This is a genomic window from Nitrospinota bacterium (assembly GCA_016235255.1).
Lineage (GTDB): Bacteria > Nitrospinota_A > UBA7883 > UBA7883 > JACRLM01 > JACRLM01.
This window is the reverse complement of the sequence record JACRLM010000065.1, coordinates 1-15,981: the sequence shown is the minus strand read 5'-3', so window position 1 is coordinate 15,981 and position 15,981 is coordinate 1. Positions and strand designations below refer to the sequence as shown.

16 protein-coding genes, 2 tRNA genes and 1 pseudogene are annotated in these 15,981 nt (G+C 57.3%); 13 read left to right on the top strand and 6 right to left on the bottom strand.

Translation table 11 applies throughout. The features are described from left to right. The first annotated feature begins 226 nt into the window (after window positions 1-226). The 3 genes and pseudogenes from HZB29_08405 (at window position 227) to HZB29_08395 (ending at window position 3,344) form a co-directional block, all read left to right on the top strand. Window positions 227-853 (top strand): annotated as a pseudogene (locus tag HZB29_08405) (V-type ATP synthase subunit D). A gap of 205 nt (window positions 854-1,058) precedes the next feature. Further along, window positions 1,059-2,474, top strand: coding sequence for a pyruvate kinase (gene pyk / locus HZB29_08400; GenBank protein ID MBI5815615.1), 1,416 nt, complete (start codon window positions 1,059-1,061; stop codon window positions 2,472-2,474). 72 nt (window positions 2,475-2,546) lie between these two features. Beyond that, complete coding sequence (locus tag HZB29_08395; protein MBI5815614.1) at window positions 2,547-3,344, top strand: methyltransferase domain-containing protein; 798 nt, start codon at window positions 2,547-2,549, stop codon at window positions 3,342-3,344. A gap of 4 nt (window positions 3,345-3,348) precedes the next feature. On the opposite strand, the gene HZB29_08390 is transcribed toward HZB29_08395, so the two are convergent. Beyond that, entirely contained in the window at window positions 3,349-4,260 is a 912-nt protein-coding gene (locus HZB29_08390) for a cation transporter (protein MBI5815613.1), read from the bottom strand. 29 nt (window positions 4,261-4,289) lie between these two features. After that, window positions 4,290-5,636 carry a hypothetical protein gene (locus HZB29_08385; protein MBI5815612.1) on the bottom strand — a complete coding sequence of 449 codons (1,347 nt, stop codon included), beginning with the start codon at window positions 5,634-5,636 and terminating at the stop codon, window positions 4,290-4,292. 239 nt (window positions 5,637-5,875) lie between these two features. Here HZB29_08385 and HZB29_08380 point away from each other — a divergent pair, with 239 nt between their 5' ends. Beyond that, window positions 5,876-6,154, top strand: a complete 279-nt coding sequence (locus HZB29_08380) for a hypothetical protein (GenBank protein ID MBI5815611.1) — start codon at window positions 5,876-5,878, stop codon at window positions 6,152-6,154. Between the two features lie 84 nt (window positions 6,155-6,238). Further along, complete coding sequence (locus HZB29_08375; protein ID MBI5815610.1) at window positions 6,239-6,652, top strand: hypothetical protein; 414 nt, start codon at window positions 6,239-6,241, stop codon at window positions 6,650-6,652. Window positions 6,653-6,697: 45 nt separating this feature from the next. Here the strand turns inward: HZB29_08375 and HZB29_08370 are convergent. Next, a tRNA-Glu gene (locus HZB29_08370) sits at window positions 6,698-6,773 on the bottom strand. Between the two features lie 172 nt (window positions 6,774-6,945). On the opposite strand from HZB29_08370, the gene HZB29_08365 reads away from it, so the two are divergent. The 8 genes from HZB29_08365 to HZB29_08330 all read left to right on the top strand — a co-directional run bounded on the left by HZB29_08365 (window position 6,946) and on the right by HZB29_08330 (window position 15,108). Continuing rightward, the gene (locus HZB29_08365; protein ID MBI5815609.1) at window positions 6,946-7,542 is read left to right on the top strand and encodes a hypothetical protein; all 597 of its coding nucleotides are present in this window, start codon (window positions 6,946-6,948) and stop codon (window positions 7,540-7,542) included. Between the two features lies 1 nt (window position 7,543). After that, a complete protein-coding gene (locus HZB29_08360) occupies window positions 7,544-8,743 on the top strand; it encodes a hypothetical protein (GenBank protein MBI5815608.1) in 1,200 nt (399 codons plus the stop codon). A gap of 4 nt (window positions 8,744-8,747) precedes the next feature. Beyond that, window positions 8,748-9,293 carry a hypothetical protein gene (locus HZB29_08355; GenBank protein ID MBI5815607.1) on the top strand — a complete coding sequence of 182 codons (546 nt, stop codon included), beginning with the start codon at window positions 8,748-8,750 and terminating at the stop codon, window positions 9,291-9,293. A 22-nt stretch (window positions 9,294-9,315) separates the two neighbouring features. Continuing rightward, window positions 9,316-9,918 (top strand): PEGA domain-containing protein, encoded by a 603-nt coding sequence (locus HZB29_08350; GenBank protein ID MBI5815606.1) that lies wholly within the window; start codon window positions 9,316-9,318, stop codon window positions 9,916-9,918. Window positions 9,919-10,063: 145 nt separating this feature from the next. After that, window positions 10,064-11,695, top strand: a complete 1,632-nt coding sequence (locus tag HZB29_08345) for a serine/threonine protein kinase (GenBank protein MBI5815605.1) — start codon at window positions 10,064-10,066, stop codon at window positions 11,693-11,695. After that, window positions 11,677-13,530, top strand: coding sequence for a cytochrome b N-terminal domain-containing protein (locus tag HZB29_08340; GenBank protein MBI5815604.1), 1,854 nt, complete (start codon window positions 11,677-11,679; stop codon window positions 13,528-13,530). Before HZB29_08345 ends, HZB29_08340 begins: the two co-directional genes overlap by 19 nt. A gap of 98 nt (window positions 13,531-13,628) precedes the next feature. Next, window positions 13,629-14,345, top strand: coding sequence for a penicillin-binding protein activator LpoB (locus HZB29_08335; GenBank protein MBI5815603.1), 717 nt, complete (start codon window positions 13,629-13,631; stop codon window positions 14,343-14,345). A gap of 67 nt (window positions 14,346-14,412) precedes the next feature. Further along, complete coding sequence (locus HZB29_08330; protein MBI5815602.1) at window positions 14,413-15,108, top strand: DUF2461 domain-containing protein; 696 nt, start codon at window positions 14,413-14,415, stop codon at window positions 15,106-15,108. Window positions 15,109-15,122: 14 nt separating this feature from the next. On the opposite strand, the gene HZB29_08325 is transcribed toward HZB29_08330, so the two are convergent. The 3 genes from HZB29_08325 to HZB29_08315 form a co-directional block, all read right to left on the bottom strand. Beyond that, a tRNA-Ser gene (locus HZB29_08325) sits at window positions 15,123-15,212 on the bottom strand. Window positions 15,213-15,375: 163 nt separating this feature from the next. Further along, the gene (locus HZB29_08320) at window positions 15,376-15,558 is read right to left on the bottom strand and encodes a type II toxin-antitoxin system HicA family toxin (GenBank protein ID MBI5815601.1); all 183 of its coding nucleotides are present in this window, start codon (window positions 15,556-15,558) and stop codon (window positions 15,376-15,378) included. After that, complete coding sequence (locus HZB29_08315; GenBank protein MBI5815600.1) at window positions 15,555-15,779, bottom strand: type II toxin-antitoxin system HicB family antitoxin; 225 nt, start codon at window positions 15,777-15,779, stop codon at window positions 15,555-15,557. The genes HZB29_08320 and HZB29_08315 overlap by 4 nt, the downstream gene beginning before the upstream one ends. Window positions 15,780-15,981 lie beyond the last annotated feature (202 nt).

Sequence of the window (15,981 nt, the reverse complement as noted above, 5' to 3'; positions counted from 1 at the left end):
GCCCAGGTTGAGGAAAGTGAGCGGTTATAAACACCTGCCGGAACTGCGTGAGATCATGAAACGGGCTCTGGCGGGGAAGATAATGGTGAAAGCGGCGTGACGGTCATGCCGGGAGTTTCAACTAAAAAAGGGATTGACTCCCAGTGTGGAAAGCCCGGCCATCATTGCGCCCTTTTGTTAATGGGAATAGAATCCATAGTGAACACAATCTGTGGATCGCTGAACAATGGCGCAGGTGAAAACAAGCAGGCTTGAACTGCTGCGGCTACGCGTAAGGCGGGAGCTTGTGGTGCGCGGGATCAGCATTCTCACCAGCAAGCGGGACGCGCTTCTAAAGGAGTTCAAGGGGGCGGTGGAGGATGTGATGTCCGCCCGCACAACGCTGGACGACAAGCTTCTGGCGGCGGAGCGCATACTTGCCATCGCGCGGGCCATGGAGCCGGGCCACAACCTGACCACCCAGGCGCTGGCCGCAGGGCGGGACATATCGTTCGACCTTTCCACGAAAAACGTGTGGGGGGTGAAGATACCGTCCATAGACATGGCGGACCTGAAAAGAGGGCCGCACGAGCGGGGGAGCGCCCCCGGCTTTCGCAGCCCGGCTGTGGACGAGGCGGCGGGGCTATTCGAGGACGCCATAGGAGCGCTTGCAAAAAGCGCCGTGGCCGAGGCGAGGCTTTTGCGCGTGGGGAGCGCCATCAAGAACGCCACGCGCCGGGTGAATGCGTTGGAGCGCAAGGTGGAGCCGCAAATCCGCCGCGACATGAACGAGATCGTCAACCGCCTGGAGGAAAAAGGGAGGGAGGAGACGTTCCGGCTAAAGCGGTACAAGAGGATCAAGGAGCGGGTTTGATGGCGGCGCGGACTGATAGATAGTAATATGGACTGTCATCAAGGAGAGTTTGCATAGTTAAGATAGCATCGCCATTTTCACCCCTCCCCCCTTAAGGGGGAGGTTGTGCTAAGCTCTCGCTATTAAGCAGGCGCTTGAGGAGAAATAAATATGAAGCCGGAAGAGTTTATATGACGATCAAAATACAGGGATCCGGCGCGGCTTGATGAGACGCAACACCAAAATAGTAGTGACAATCGGCCCATCGTCTTCCTCCGAAGAAAAGCTGGAGGAATTGATAAGGGCCGGGGTGGACGTGTTCAGGCTTAATTTCTCCCATGGCTCCCACGAGTCCCACGGCGCCTCCATCGGCCTTATAAGGAAACTGTCCCAGAAGACCGGCAAGCCTGTCGGGGTGCTACAGGACCTTTGCGGCCCCAAAATCCGCGTCGGCAAGCTCGAAGAGCCGTTGACCGTCGAAAAAGGGGACGCGCTGGCCATATGCTCCGGGGAGACCTGCCGGGACGGCGCCATACCGGTCAATTACCCGTATCTTGCCCAGGATGTGGCCCCTTCCGAAAGGCTGCTCCTGGCCGACGGCATGATCGAGCTTGAGGTGGAAGAAATACGCGGCGACCAGATCATCACCCGCGTAAAGAACCGCGGGGTGATAAGCTCCGGCAAAGGGGTGAATTTCCCGGACAGCCCGTTGCGCATCGAGGCCTTCACGGAAAAAGACAGGCGCGATTTCATGTTCGGCCTTGAAATGGGGGTGGACTTCGTGGCGGTGTCGTTCGTCCGGTCGGCGGAGGACCTGGCCGAGCCGGTCCAGATCATCCGGGAAAGGCGTGTGCGGCCGATGATCCTGGCGAAGATAGAAAAACCGCAGGCGATGGCCAACCTCAAGCAGATACTAAAGCTGGCCGACGGGATAATGGTGGCGCGGGGGGACCTTGGGGTGGAAATGCCGTTAGAGCGGGTGCCCCGGGCGCAAAAAGAAATAATCCACGCCACGCGGATGGCGGGAAAACCGGTGATCACCGCCACGCAGATACTCACATCGATGATAAAAAATCCCCGCCCCACAAGGGCGGAGGCGTCCGACGTGGCAAACTCCATTCTCGACGGGACGGACGCGTTGATGCTCTCCGACGAGACCGCTGTTGGGGAGTATCCTGTCGAGTCGGTAAAGACGCTCGACCTGATCGCCCGGGCCACCGAACCGATGATAGACAGCCAGGGTTTCCTTGACGGATGCGATGCCGATCTGGTGTCGCACACCGCCGCCGCCGTAAGCCACGCCGCCTGCTGGCTGGCGCGCGACCTTGGCGCTTCCGCCATAGCGGCGTTCACAACTTCCGGCGCCACCGCCCGGCTCGTCTCCCGCTTCCGGCCGCCGCAGGCCATTCTGGGGCTTAGCGCGGAGCCTTATACCTTGCGCCAACTCAGCCTTAGCTGGGGGATCATTCCGGGGCCGATACCGAAAGTGGAAGACGCCGGGCTTTTGGACGGGCTGGCGTTGAAAAGCGCAAGGGAACATGGAGTGGCCGCGCCGGGGGCAAACCTTATCATCATCGCCGGAGCCCCGCTGGGCAAGGCCGGAACCACAAACCTTGTGAAAGTGGCGGAGATGGCGAAGTGAGAGAGGGGCTGGATTGATTGAGCATGCAGTCAAGCGAGGGAAAGTAAAGCTTTAAGGCGCAAAGATCAACCGATGAAAAAGGATTACATCGAAGACTGCCATGGTGGCGGGGAGACGGATTTCATAGAGCGGTTCTGGACCGCCAGATGGGCTGAAAAGGGAATCAACCCCGCGGACCTTCGCGCGTCGGACGAGTGGAAAGCCATAAAGCCGTTCATGGACAAATTGCCGGCTAACGCCAACATACTAGACGCCGGATGCGGAACCGGCGAATGGACGGTGTGGCTTGCGGCCATGGGCCATGACGTAACCGGGGCGGACATCAGCGCCGCCACCGTGGCCAAGCTTCAAGCCATGTTTCCCGGGAACAAATTCATAATCGCCGATGTGCGCTCGCTTGACGCGCAGGACGGCTCTTTTAACGCCGTCATATCCTGGGGTGTATTCGAACATTATGAAGCGGGGTTCGGGCAGCCTTTAAAGGAAACATTGCGTATGCTAAAACCGGGCGGATACCTGTTCATGTCGGTTCCGTTCCACAACCCGCGCCACCTGATCCGGGATGTTTTGTCGGACTGTTTCAGGCGGCCGCCGGCCAGACCGGAACAGGCTCATGGCAAACTGCGGTTCTATCAGTGGCGGATGACAAGAAATGAGTTGGCCAACGAGCTCCTGATTGCGGGATTCGAGGTATGCGGCATCCGTCCCATCCATGTGGCGCAGGGAATAAGCCGTTTTTTGAACCTCGATCTTAAACTCGCCTCGTTTCCCTTGCTGTACAGGGTTGCTTTCAAGGCGGCCAGGATGACCAAACCGCTATTCAGGCCGGTGAGCCACATGATACTGGCCTGCGCCAGAAAGCCGGAGTGAGGCGCTACTCCTGTATGTCCGGCTCCACGAACTGCCAGCGGATTTCAGGGAAGGCGGTTTTAACGTCCCGCTCCACGGCGTTTATCGCATCGATCAGTTCGCGCGCTCCGCTGATCCGCCCGTGCGTCACCTTGTAACTGACCATCACTTCGGAGGCGCCGGTTTGAAGGGCGATAAGCGCAATGACTTTTCCGCCGGGGATATGTTTTGCCATGATAGGCTCGATGCCGGGGCGGTAGTCGGTTGCGGGAGATTCGCCGATAAGCAGCGATTTAATCTCCACCCCCAGCGTCGCGGCCACCACGATCAACAACGTTCCGACGATAATCGAGCCGGCGGCGTCATAAATCGAATCGCCGGTTATCCATGAGGCGGTCACGCACGAGGCGGCGATCACCAGCCCCAGAAGAGCCGCAAGGTCCTCGGTGAACACAACAAGAAGGTCGGTGTTGGTGGTCTTTTTGAACCATTCCCACATGCCGCCGAACCGGTTGATCTGCCGGACTTCATTCAGGCAAGCTTTGAACGAAATGGACTCCAGAACGACGCCCACCGCAAGTATCGCAAGCGCCACAACCGGGCTTTCAATCGGCTCGTGCGCGGAAAGTTTGTGGGCGCCCTCATACACCGAATACGCCCCGCCGAGGGTGAAAAGCATTATCGCCACCATGAACGACCAGAAGAAAGCCTCCCGGCCGTATCCAAGCTGGTGCGTCGGCGATGGCGGACGCGCGGAAGCTTTAATGCCGACCAAAAGCAGCGCCTGGTTGCCGCAGTCAACAGAGCTATGGATCGCCTCCGCGAACAGCGAGGCGCTGCCTGTATAGAGAGCCCCGGCGAATTTGGACAGCGCAATGCCAAGGTTGGCCAAAAGAGCCAGAATTATAACTTTAAAGGATCCGCCGTGCCCGCTCATTTATCGTCCCGGAACATCGAGCCGCCGACTTACAGCGACATGCTCCATTGCAGGATGAACTTGTTGTCCGGATCGGCCGATGTGCCGTCGGATCGTTTGCGGGAATCTTCGGAAGAAGTGTCCACCTGCGCCTCAAAGGCCAGTTTCATGTTCGCGGCCGGCTTGATGAGCAGGCGCCACTGGAACATACTCACCGGATAGCCGGTGTAGGCCGTCCTTATTCCGTCCACCGTCTGGTCGTAATCGGAGTATTTGGACTGGCCGTATGTCAGCCCCGTCTCCATCCAGTTGTTGACGAACCACAAAGCGCTCACCGATATCCCCGTCCGGTTGATCCCGGACATGGAAAGGGTGTGCACGGTCCCGTCGGAGGAGGTGAGCTCCGAATCGGTCATGGTGAACGACACCCTGTCCAAAGTGGCGTCCACCTCGAAGTACGGATGCCTGTACCGGGCCGAAAGGATTATTTCCTGCGTCGTCTCGTCCGGATTCCTTTTGTCCGCGGCGAACACCAGGGTCTGCCCGTCAGCAGTGGTCACCGTCTGGTCCATAAGGCCGGTCTTGTTCGTCCAGTACCGCAGTGACACAGCAACTTTCTCCGTGTCCACCCGGCCCATGGCGGTGAACGCCTTGTCGGCGTCGTCCTCGCCCATGGAGGTCAACTGCGATCCTGTGTACATCCCCGCCTCATAGCTGAACATTCCAAATGAGGGGCGGCCATACACCCGGACGCCGGTGTCGTTGTGGACAGCGGTCATGCCCATTTCACCGGAAGCGGAGTTGCCCGGATGGCCGTAAAAAGCGAATAGAGGCGAGCCGAACCATTCGCGCCCGGCCCCCACCACGTCATAGTCCACCACCTTCATGGCGCCGATGTCCATTCCAAAAAGCCCGGGGCCGAACCAGTTGACGAACCGCAGGTTCGCCTGGGATACGTCCTCCTTGCCCCACGGCAAAGACAGCCAGTAAGCTATGTTGGGCGCCACAGTCCCGCCCATGTCCGCCGTGACGGACACGCCGTTGACGCAGCAGAAAAACTGGTTGTTCCTGTCGCCTGCGAGGGCCTTTTCGCTTTGCAGCAGAGTGATTCCGCCGTCCATTGCCATAGAGATGGGAGGGTTGGCCTTTCCGATGTCCAGAAAAAGGTTTCCCGCGCCGGGATTGAGCTTTGCCGTCTGCCCGCCGTCTTCAGAGTCGGGCAATTGGTAGCCGTTTATCTTGAATTTCATCCCATAGTCGTTAAGCCTCGGCCAGGAGCTGTGGCAAGCGGAGCAGGCCACTTCGTATTTTTTGGAAAAGGCCGGTATGGCTTCCGCCGCGCCGGGCGCCAGGGCCGCCGCCGCCGCGATCAAGAACGCGATGAAAAACCTTGTCATAAATCCTCGCAAACTCCGTTTTGTGGACGGCTGTTGAATTACCACGACTGTCTGAAAAATCAATGGGGAATCGTAACGCGCCGTTCGGAGGCCGTCAAGACAAGAAATCCGGCCATGGGGCGCCTGTCAAACATGAAATTACAACCTGGGTTGGATTTACCTTCCGGCCCCTGTTTGCGGATAATCGAAGTAAGGGCTTGGGGAAGCTCCGGTCATTATCAAAATCGAAAGGGTTGGACATGACAGTCAAGGCTGAGTTGGTGGGGAACGACGGAATGATCAAAGCGACGCTTTCACTTGTCCCTATAGAAGATGGACACCGGTGGCAGTACGCGGATTCAAGCATGCCGGTATGCGACATAGACGGCGATGTGGCGTGCGCCAAGGACCAGCTTGAGATGATTTGCCAGAAGATGGGCTGGAAAGTGCTTTTTGACGACAAGTCCCTGGAATTCATCGCAGGTGACGGCAAACTTCCCCCCGCCAATGAAAGGATATTTCAGCCGCTTGAAATTTGACGGCGGTCATGGGCGCAGGCAACGTTCCAATCCAGCCCCGTAGGGCCGGAGAGGCTGCATGGTAACAACCTGGAGGAATGAGAAATGATTCAATTGGAAGACACGCCTTTGAATTGGGTGCTGGTCATAGGTGGCGGAGTCGCCCTGTTGGCGCTCCTGCTGGCGCTATGGATTCCCTTCCTCAGATTCCTGATACGGTTGATTTCAAAATCATACGGCCTGGCCCCCAATGAGGATTTATTGAAAAATGGGAACCCCGGCGAGGCCACGATATTGCAAGTCGCCGAAACCGGGACATATATAAACCGCAATCCGCAAATTGAAATGTTGCTGGACGTGCGTCCGCAGTCCGGCTCCCCCTATCAGATGACATTAAGGAAGGTGGTGGGCATTGTGAACATCCCGCAATTCCAGCCGGGGGCGGTCTATCCTGTGAAAATAGCCCGGGACAATCTAGGCAATCTGGAGTTTGACATCTGGGACTTGGAAAGGCGCTAGCCGTTTTTCAAGTGATGGCCCGGCGGTAAATATTAAAGCCTGAATTGGTAGCCCCAAGGGGAATCGAACCCCTGTTTCTGCCGTGAGAGGGCAGCGTCCTGGACCGCTAGACGATGGGGCCACGGCTTCAAGTTAATGAGTTTATATTATCCTTTCCGCGTCACGCAACACTTTTCACTCAAGTTAATTCCATTGGGCGCCGATTATTATGCTATAATTTGGCTAATTTTGCTGTAATTGTGCGTAATTGCCTCTAAGTTTGCGCACATTAATTTAAATTAACCTAAACGGTGATGAGAATACACAGATTGCTTGTTGCTTTCGCATGCGCAACGGCGCTATTTGTCAGCTCGTGCGCCCTGCATCGTCCGGAAGGTTTTGCACCCGACAGCCAGGCGGAAGCGTTCAACCAGCGCATCCAGGTGATCGCCATTGAGATAACCAACCGGCTGCGGGACTTCGACCCGAACGACAAGAACATCGCCGTCACAACCTTCGTGGACCTGGACAATATAGACGAGGCCACGTCGTTCGGCAGGTTCGTCGCCGAGCAGGTGGGGGCGGAGCTTTACAAGCTTGGCTTCAAGGTGCGGGAAATACGCCAGCGCAAGGACATAGAGATCATCCAGGAAAAAGGGGAGTTCTATCTTTCCCGCAAATCGGCGGAGATAATGAAAGCGTCGCGGGTGGACGCAGTCGTCACCGGCACGTTCACAATAGTTGGCGAGGAAGTTGTCGTCAGCTCGCGCCTTATCGGCGTGGAATCGGGCAGGGTGGAGGCCGTTGGGCAGATGGTGGCCAACATAAGCCAGAACGATTACATTCGCGACCTTTTGAACCGCAACTCCAGCCGTTCAAGGCCGGTTGTCAAAGTGCGGAGCGGGGACTGATATGGAAAGACTGCAAAAGGTCATGTCCAAAACGGCTGCATGTCTGGCCGCAGCAGCGCTGGCTACGTCCTGCGCTTATTCAAAAGACCCTGATTTCCAGGCCGACTTGAAGCCGTCCACCATACTCAAGGAAGAGCAATTCGGCGGGCCAAACCAGTGGCCGCCATATGCGGAGGTGTACACCCAGCGTTTCGTGTGGAAGATGAAGCATCTGGCGCTTCAGTTGAGAGACAAAAGCAGGGCCGCGGGCCGCGGGGACCTTGTGGCGCTGATGACGACCATCGTCCCGGTGGACAACATATACAAGCCCACAAGCTTCGGCCGGATATGCTCCGAACAGCTTATGACGGAGATGGACAAGAGCGGGATGAAGATGATCGAGGCCCGCAAGACCGGCGATTATTTCATAAAGGACAACCAAGGTGAGTTTGCCCTTTCACGGGACTTAAAAAAGATCGCCGCACAGGCTTCCGCAGACGCTGTGATGGTTGGCACCTTCGCCAAATCCAGGGACCAGATCCTCATCAACGTGCGGCTGGTGGACCTGAAAAATTCGTCGGTGATCGCCGGGGCCTCCACGATGATGGACGTGCGGGGGGACAAGTTCCTTTCCTCCATTTTAGCCGACGATGAAAAGGGGGACGGCTCCCAGGCCGCTTCCACTATACAGATAAGGAAGAAAGTGTCCGCGGAGATGGATCCTTACGCCGAGGTGTTGCAGGGGATGATCCGCACGATGGCGGAAAAAGCGGCGGAGACCAATCCGCCCGAGTCGCTGGGGCGCAAGACCGTGGCCGTCACCACGTTTGTGGACATAAACCACATGTACCGCTCCAGCCAGTTCGGCAAGTTCATGTCCGAGCAACTGATGACGGAACTTTCCACGCTCGGCTATAACGTGATAGAGCTTCGCGCCACACCGGAAATATACGTTGACGTGCGCGCGGGCGAGATGGGGCTGTCCCGCGAGATGAGCCAACTGATGGCCAATCGGGGGGCCGAGGCGGTGATCGTCGGCACATATACCCGCGCCGGGGACACCGTGGTGGTGAACGGCCGGTTCCTTAACGCAAGGAGCCACACTGTCACCGGTGTGGGGGAGCTTATCGTGGACGCCGGGCCGCGCAACAAGTTCATCGCCGGCCTTCTGGAAAAGGAAGTGACGGCGGTGCCTCCGGCCGAGACTGTGGAAGGATTCTGATAAAATGCGGAAAATCGTATATCTTGCCATCGGTGTTTTCGCCCTGTCGTTGCAGTCTTGCGCAACATGGGCCGGTGGCGGCCCGGACCTGGGCGGAAGAGGGGACCAGTTCGGGGCGCGGTATCTGGCGTATATGCTTCTCGACCAGTTGCGCAACCGGGACGTGGTCAACCAGCCCATCGTGGTCACAACGTTCGTGGACCTGAACAATCTCACAAAATCGTCGGTGTTCGGCAGGGTGCTGGCCGAAAGGCTGCTCAACGAACTGCATCACGCCGGGTTCACCGTGTCGGAAATCAGGAAGGGGAAGGACATCTTCGTTCGCGAGGAGCTTGGCGAGCTGATCCTTTCCCGCAACGCGCGGGAGCTTCTGGGCAAGACCAACGCCCGGGCCATCCTGGCGGGCACATATGTTGCCACGGCGGAAAGCATAATAATCAACGCAAGGCTGATAGATATCAACAGCCCGTTGATACTTTCGTCATGCTCGTACAACCTGAAGATGACCAAGGAACTGGAAAAACTGTTAACGGGCGAGTCGCCCTTCTAAATTAAAGCGCGGGAGAAGAACCATGATCCGGTTAGCGGCGGTATGTTTGGCCTTGTTGCTTTGTGTCACCCTGCCGGTGTACGCCGAGGAAAAAGCGGCGGAAGAAGGGGCGCAGGCCAAGGTTGAGAAGGAGCCCGCCAAGCAAGCAAAGGCGGAAGCCGCGAAACCGGCCACGGCAAAGAAGAGCACAAAAAAGAGCAAGACAAAAAAATCAGCCCCGAAAGCTGAAGAGGCCAAAAAGGCGGAGCCCGCTCCGGCAAAGCCGGAAACTGCGGAGGTTGCCAGCGGTGGAGGGGCCGAGTCCACCGTCAACCTGAAGACCAGGCCCAAGGAAGGCGAAGCGGCCGCCACTCTGGCGCCAACGCCATACATGATAAGGAAGGTGTCCGTGCTTGTGGAGTCCAACCCCTCCGGGTGTGACATAGAGGTTGACGGCGTTTTCATCGGCGTCACACCGCTGGAAGTGACCCTCAAAGAAGGGGTGCACGGCGTCAAGATATCCCGCGAAGGATTCCTTCCGTGGGAGAAGGCCGTGAAGGCGTACAGCGGGCTTTACATCAATCCGTCGCTGGTGCAGGAAAGCACAAAGAAAAGAGACGTGACCGAGAGCGTGAAGGTGAAGTGACGCGCCTTAGGCGTTGATTCACAAAGCGCCTTCGCTCCGATAATTATTCCCCCGCCCACCGCCTGGTGATACAATTCAGGCGTACTGGCGCCTGGCCATGTATGAGGTGTCCCCACATTAAGGAATGCGCCGCATTTAAAACGCGATGGACCCTAAGCAGACCGAGATTCTCGCCGACAACATCAACAAGACCATGTCTTTCGACTCGTCCTCCGTGGGCCAGCCGGCGGAAAAAGAGCTTGCGGCGGGAACGTCCTTAAAGTCGCGCTATTCCATAACCGCCAAGCTCGGCGAAGGCGGGATGGGGGCGGTGTACGCGGGATTTGACAACCAGCTCGGGCAGAAAATCGCCGTAAAACTGCTTAAACGAAGCATGAGCGCCGACGAAAAGGCGGTCAACCAGCTAAAGTCCGAGGCCCAGGTGGCCATGAAGCTGACCCACCCTTCCATAATGCGCCTGATAAACTTCGAGCATGACGGGGAGTACGCTTTCCTGCTCATGGAGCTTGTGGACGGCAAGACGCTAGAGTCGCTGGCGAAAAATTTCCCCGGCCAAAAGATGCCGTCAAAGCTCGTGGCCCAGATTGGCTACAAGGTGAGCGAGGCGCTGGAATACGCCCACGAAAACCATGTGATCCACAGGGACATAAAGCCTGCCAACATCATGGTGGACCCGGCGCGCAACTCGATAAAGCTGATGGACTTTGGCATCGCCCGGGTAATCGCCTCGCAGGCCGCCGGCAAACAGACCATAATGGGCACCCTTCCATACATCGCCCCGGAGATTTTTGAGGGCGCCACGCCGGACGCCAGGGCGGACATCTATGCGCTGGGGCTGACGCTGTACGAACTTCTCGCCGGGCGGCACCCGTTTCCGGCGAAGACCGCAAAGGAAATGATCCAGATGCATTTTGAGGTCCATCCGCCTGCCCTGGAGGGGGTGGAGCGGACGCTGATGAACATCATTTTCCAGTGCGTGGAGAAAAAACCCAACGCCAGGTTCCAGACCGTTTCGGAGATCAAGTCCGTATTCGCCAAATACCTGGACCTGGGGGAGGCGAAAGTCATCCGCGAGAAGAAGCAGGTGGAGGGGGAGAAGAAAAAGCTGGAGTGGGAGCTGAAGCGTCTTGAGCGGGAGAAAGAGATGCTCAAGGAAAAGCGCGATGAGGTTGCCGTCAAGACAGCCTCGTTCAAGACGCATTCCTCGCAGAGCGGACTTTCAATAAGCTCTGACCTTGTGAAACCTGTGGCGGCCGCCGCTTTGGCTGGATTGTTCGCGGCCTTCGTAGATTCGATCGTGAGGACCGGGGATATCGGCCTTTTCGGCTCGGCCAGATCCTATGGCGCGTTGTCCGCCATGCTGGCCCCGGCGCTGATAAACCTGGCCCCGGTATATTTGAAAAAGGGGCGTTCGCCGTCCTTGCTTGCCGCGTTCACAGGCATGGCCTTCGGATTTGTGCTGTTCAATTTCGGCGAAGCGTACCTGGACAGGGCCCTGGCCAACGATAAATGGGCTCCTTTCAGCCTGATAGCAGGCATCACCCTGGCCGTGCCCACTGTGGCGGGAGTGGCGGTGATAATAGAAGGGGGATCCGGGCGTATATTGCGGGCAGTTCCAGTGCTGTTGGGGGTGGCTGGGCTGTGCGCATTTTTGCAGTCGTCCAGATTCGCGGAGACGGCGTTGGGAATGGCGGACGAGAGGGCCGGATTTTTCTACATCCCGTTCCTTGCGGCCGTATTGTGGGGGGCGTTGACCGTGTGGGAATCCCGCAACTAGACGGCGCGCCGATAAATGCCCAGTCCCATCTCCACAAAATCACCCAACTGATGGATATCTCCAACAACCTGTTCCGCAATGCGGAAGCGGCGCTCGGCCGCTTGTTTTCCCCCAGGCTTAACCTCGCGGCGCAGGCCGCGCAGGCGGCATTTTTCCTGTACGCCGCGCTGATGGGCACCGGGCTTATCATGTTTTACGAATACCCGGCGGAATTCCCGGCCGCCTACGAAACTCTCGATGGCCTATCGAAAAGTGTTTCTATTGGCGGCGTTTCTCGCTCGGTCCACAGGGGGGCGGCGGACCTGATGGCCCTTTTCGCCATTCTGCACATGGGCAGGGTGTTCTTTCTGAAAAGATTCACAAAGGGAAGATGGGGGGCGTGGACATTCGGAGTGACGCTTCTTTTGTTTATCGCGTGGCAGGGGCTGAGTGGATATACCCTTCCCATGGACGAAAGGGCCCAGGCTATACTAGGCGCGGTTTCCCCGGCGCTCGAAAAATTTTTCGGCGCGGAGGCAGGCCGGGCTTTCCTTGTCAATAATGAGATAACGCCAAGGACGATGATCTTGCTGCTGGCGGGGCACCTTGTGCCGCCCATAGTGGCCCTGGCGCTGTTCACCGGTCATTTGCGGGGGCTGAAAATGCCCCGGTTGTGGCCGTCGAGGAGCCTGATGGCTGCCATAGCGGCGGGCTTGTTGATAGCGGCACTGTCGTATCCGGCTCAAAGCGCCGCCAAGGCCGATTTTTTCAGCGCCGCCGGCCCCGTCCCTTTCGACAGGTTATTGATGTGGCCCATCCACCCTGGCGCAGGCCTTGGCGCATGGGGGGCCGCTGGAATGCTTCTCGCCACCCTGCTATGCGTTCCCATGTTCATCAGGGAGAAAAAGGAGATAGTGCGGCTCTATGCGGACAAATGCGTCGGGTGCGGGCTGTGCGCGGCGGACTGCCCATACCGGGCAATCGCCATGGAGCCTCTCCCTTCGGCGGACAGGCATCCGTGGGTGGCGGTGATAGATGAAGCCAGATGCGTCGGGTGCGCTGTGTGCGTAGGTTCATGCGGTTTCGCGGCGCTGGACATGCCGTCGCGTCCGGTTGCGGACATACGCGGCGAGGCGGGGGACTATCTAAAGGCCGGCGGGGGCAGAATAATATACCAATGCCAGAACGCGCAAAATTACGTGGCAAACGACTCAGGCTCCGTACAAATCGTAAAGCTCATTTGCGCCGGGCAGCTTCACCCGCGATGGATCGAAGATGATGTGAAAAACGGCGCTGAGATGGTCTCCGTCGCCTCCTGCGATCCGTCTTCATGCGAAAGCAGATTGGGGGGCACGTTTGCCCTTTTACGATTCGATCATTTGCGCAAACCGTATCTTCGCAAAAAGGTGGACAGGAGCCGTGTCCTGTTTGTCACGCGGGACGGGAGTGGATCTGCCAAGGCCACGCAAATATTACGATACGCCGGTGTTCTCATTCTTTTCGTGTCGCTTGCGATAGTCCCCGGAGTCCTGTGGCAAAACCATCAGGCGCAGCTTGCGGACTCGTCCTTGGCTCGTATTGCCGTGTCCATGGATGTATGGGGTGAGGCCAGCCTTGCCGTCACGGCGGATGGAGCCGCCATATTTGACAAAACATGGAGGGCCGCAACGCCGGGCGGCAAGCTTGCCGTGTTCGAGGAGATTAAAATGCCTCCGGAGGTTAAGGCCGTGACCGCGATTTACCGCCAATCCGGAATGGAGAGGACATTTACGATAGCCGGGCTGCAGGCGGGAGAAACCGCGGTTGTCCGGCCGAATCCGGCGACTGCGGAGATGGAATTAGCGCGGCGGCGCTAAATTGCGGCTCCTTATATTACCGGCGTGATATAATCTGGCCGCGCCGCAAGGGTGGAATACGGCGGAATCAAAAGTCCAAGATTGCAGGGGAGACAATTATGAAAGTAGCTTCGCGTCTGATGCTTTTTGCGTTCGTTCTGCTTGCGGCCATGGCGGGAACAGCCAAGGCGGACAAAATATCAATCGGTGTGAATGATTTCACAAATCACACGTCAGCCGCCTGGTGGCGGGGCGGTGTGGGGCATGACCTGGCAGGGATGCTTTCAAACGAGCTTTCGTCGTCGGGAAAATTCAAGGTTGTGGAGCGCCAGAAACTCGGAGCGGTGACCGCCGAGCAGGACCTGGCGGCGTCTGGCCGCGTGGCCCCCAAAAAGGGGGCGAAAATGGGGAAGCTCACCGGCGCGGATTACCTTGTGACGGCCACCGTCACCGCGTATGAGGAAGATGTGGCGGAGACCGGCGGCGGAATCAGCTTCGGCGGGATATCCGTCGGCGGCTCCAAGGAAGACGCCTACTTGGCCGTGGACCTTCGCGTCATCCACACCACCACCGGGGACGTTGAGTATTCCCGCACCATCGAGGGAAAGGCCAGCGGCGGCGGGCTTAGCCTGGGATTCAGCAAATCCGGATTCTCAGGCGCGCTGGGGGGCAAGGAAAAGACCCCGGCGGGCAAGGCCATCCGCGCCACCATTATTGAAATCACCGAGTATCTGGAATGCGTGATGGTGGACAAGGGCTCCTGTGTGGACAAGTACAAGGAGAAAGAGGCCAAGCGAAAGAAGAAGACCAAGGAATCGCTCAAGCTAGACGAGTGATCGGCTGATCGGCAACGGCGGGCCGGGAGGCGATGATCCCGGCCCTTTTTACTTGGGGGAGTCTTAAATGGCGAAGAAAAAGGAGAGCGCGGACGAGTTTTTCCATTTCCCGGCCGAAGCGCTGAAATTCCTTTCCGGGCTTTCGCGCAACAATAACAAACAATGGTACGAAGCGCACAAGGCGGACTATCAAAAACACCTCCTTGAACCGCTAAAAGATATGGTGGCGGCGATAGGGCCGATCCTGGCCCGCAAAGTTCCTGGATTGCGCGCCGATCCAAGGGTGAACGGCTCCATATTCCGCATCAACCGGGACACGCGGTTTTCGAAAGACAAGAGCCCGTACAAGACCCATGCGGCTGCCTTCATGTGGGCTGGGCCGGGGGAGAAGCTGGCATGCCCGGGCGTTTATTTCCACCTGGACGCGAAGGAGCTTTTGTACGGCTCCGGCCTGTACATGTTCGCCCCTGAATCGCTGGGATTTTACCGCAGGTTCGTGGCGGAAAAAGGGGGCGAGCTGGCCCGCGCCGTGAAAAAGGCGGAGAAAGCCGGATTTGAACTGGGGGGTGAAAAATTAAAGAAGGTCCCCTCCGGATTTCCGCCGGACCATGAGCACGCAGAGTTGTTAAAGATGAAAGGCTTCCACGTGATGAAAACCTATCCCGCGAAAAAGGTCACTGAAGGCGACCTGATAGGCTGGCTGGTAAAAGAGATAGAACCGTCGTTGGATGTGATAAAAACGCTGGAGAAGGCGATATTTTGATGTTGGAGCAAAATTGGCGGAGAGGGTGGGATTTGAACCCACGGTACGGTTTCCCGCACACCGGTTTTCGAGACCGGCTCCTTCAACCGCTCGGACACCTCTCCGCGAACCAAAAAAACCGCCCGCCCCGATGGGAGCGGGCTTGGAGCGCACGCCTGTTATCTAAAGTTTAGCATTTCCTCTCCCGATTGCAAACGCAATGCGAGGAAGCGTTTGCGGCGTATTACAAAAGATCCTTGAACGCCTCCACGGTCATATCAGCGTCCCTTAAGATGTTTTTAGAATCTTGGGGTGGATGATTTTGCCGGCATGATGGGGGATGGTGACCCTGGCGCCACTCTCGTTTTTATAAATTTTATGGCTGCCGCTCTGTCTTGAGAGGAAGAAGCCTGATTTTTCCAGCGCTTTTTCCGTTTGGCCGGAGGTGACACGCGGGAGCCGCTCGTTCATAAAGCAAGTTCAAGCGACGTAAGGCTCACAGATTCAGGCTGCGGTATGTCCTCTCCTTCGGCCTTCCTGTCTTCCACATGAAGCCGGATCGCGTCTTTTATACTTCCGAGAACTTCCTCATAAGTGTCCCCCTGAGTATAACAACCCTGCAGTTGAGGGCAGAAGGCGGTGTATCCATCCTGGTCTTTTTCAACGACCACGGAAAACCGGTAATTTTTCATTGAATCAACAGTAGGGCGTCAAACTTGCCGATAATCAAGTTTAGCATTTCCTCTCCCGATTGCAAGGAAAGCTTTGCATAATTGCTTTTATGATGCTATATTATATTACCAATAGTAATACAATATATAGCTGGAGGCGAAATGAACCGTAAATCGGGGCAGTTGGGGTTTTCAGACGCCGTTGTCGAGCAAAGGCGGTGCT

What these genes read in the sequence shown, in the direction of transcription:
- pyk (MBI5815615.1), top strand. Translation starts at nt 1,059, where the DNA reads ATGAGACGCAACACCAAAATAGTAGTGACAATCGGCCCATCGTCTTCC.
- HZB29_08395 (MBI5815614.1), top strand. Translation starts at nt 2,547, where the DNA reads ATGAAAAAGGATTACATCGAAGACTGCCATGGTGGCGGGGAGACGGAT.
- HZB29_08390 (MBI5815613.1), bottom strand. Translation starts at nt 4,260, where the DNA reads ATGAGCGGGCACGGCGGATCCTTTAAAGTTATAATTCTGGCTCTTTTG.
- HZB29_08385 (MBI5815612.1), bottom strand. Translation starts at nt 5,636, where the DNA reads ATGACAAGGTTTTTCATCGCGTTCTTGATCGCGGCGGCGGCGGCCCTG.
- HZB29_08380 (MBI5815611.1), top strand. Translation starts at nt 5,876, where the DNA reads ATGACAGTCAAGGCTGAGTTGGTGGGGAACGACGGAATGATCAAAGCG.
- HZB29_08375 (MBI5815610.1), top strand. Translation starts at nt 6,239, where the DNA reads ATGATTCAATTGGAAGACACGCCTTTGAATTGGGTGCTGGTCATAGGT.
- HZB29_08365 (MBI5815609.1), top strand. Translation starts at nt 6,946, where the DNA reads ATGAGAATACACAGATTGCTTGTTGCTTTCGCATGCGCAACGGCGCTA.
- HZB29_08360 (MBI5815608.1), top strand. Translation starts at nt 7,544, where the DNA reads ATGGAAAGACTGCAAAAGGTCATGTCCAAAACGGCTGCATGTCTGGCC.
- HZB29_08355 (MBI5815607.1), top strand. Translation starts at nt 8,748, where the DNA reads ATGCGGAAAATCGTATATCTTGCCATCGGTGTTTTCGCCCTGTCGTTG.
- HZB29_08350 (MBI5815606.1), top strand. Translation starts at nt 9,316, where the DNA reads ATGATCCGGTTAGCGGCGGTATGTTTGGCCTTGTTGCTTTGTGTCACC.
- HZB29_08345 (MBI5815605.1), top strand. Translation starts at nt 10,064, where the DNA reads ATGGACCCTAAGCAGACCGAGATTCTCGCCGACAACATCAACAAGACC.
- HZB29_08335 (MBI5815603.1), top strand. Translation starts at nt 13,629, where the DNA reads ATGAAAGTAGCTTCGCGTCTGATGCTTTTTGCGTTCGTTCTGCTTGCG.
- HZB29_08330 (MBI5815602.1), top strand. Translation starts at nt 14,413, where the DNA reads ATGGCGAAGAAAAAGGAGAGCGCGGACGAGTTTTTCCATTTCCCGGCC.
- HZB29_08320 (MBI5815601.1), bottom strand. Translation starts at nt 15,558, where the DNA reads ATGAACGAGCGGCTCCCGCGTGTCACCTCCGGCCAAACGGAAAAAGCG.
- HZB29_08315 (MBI5815600.1), bottom strand. Translation starts at nt 15,779, where the DNA reads ATGAAAAATTACCGGTTTTCCGTGGTCGTTGAAAAAGACCAGGATGGA.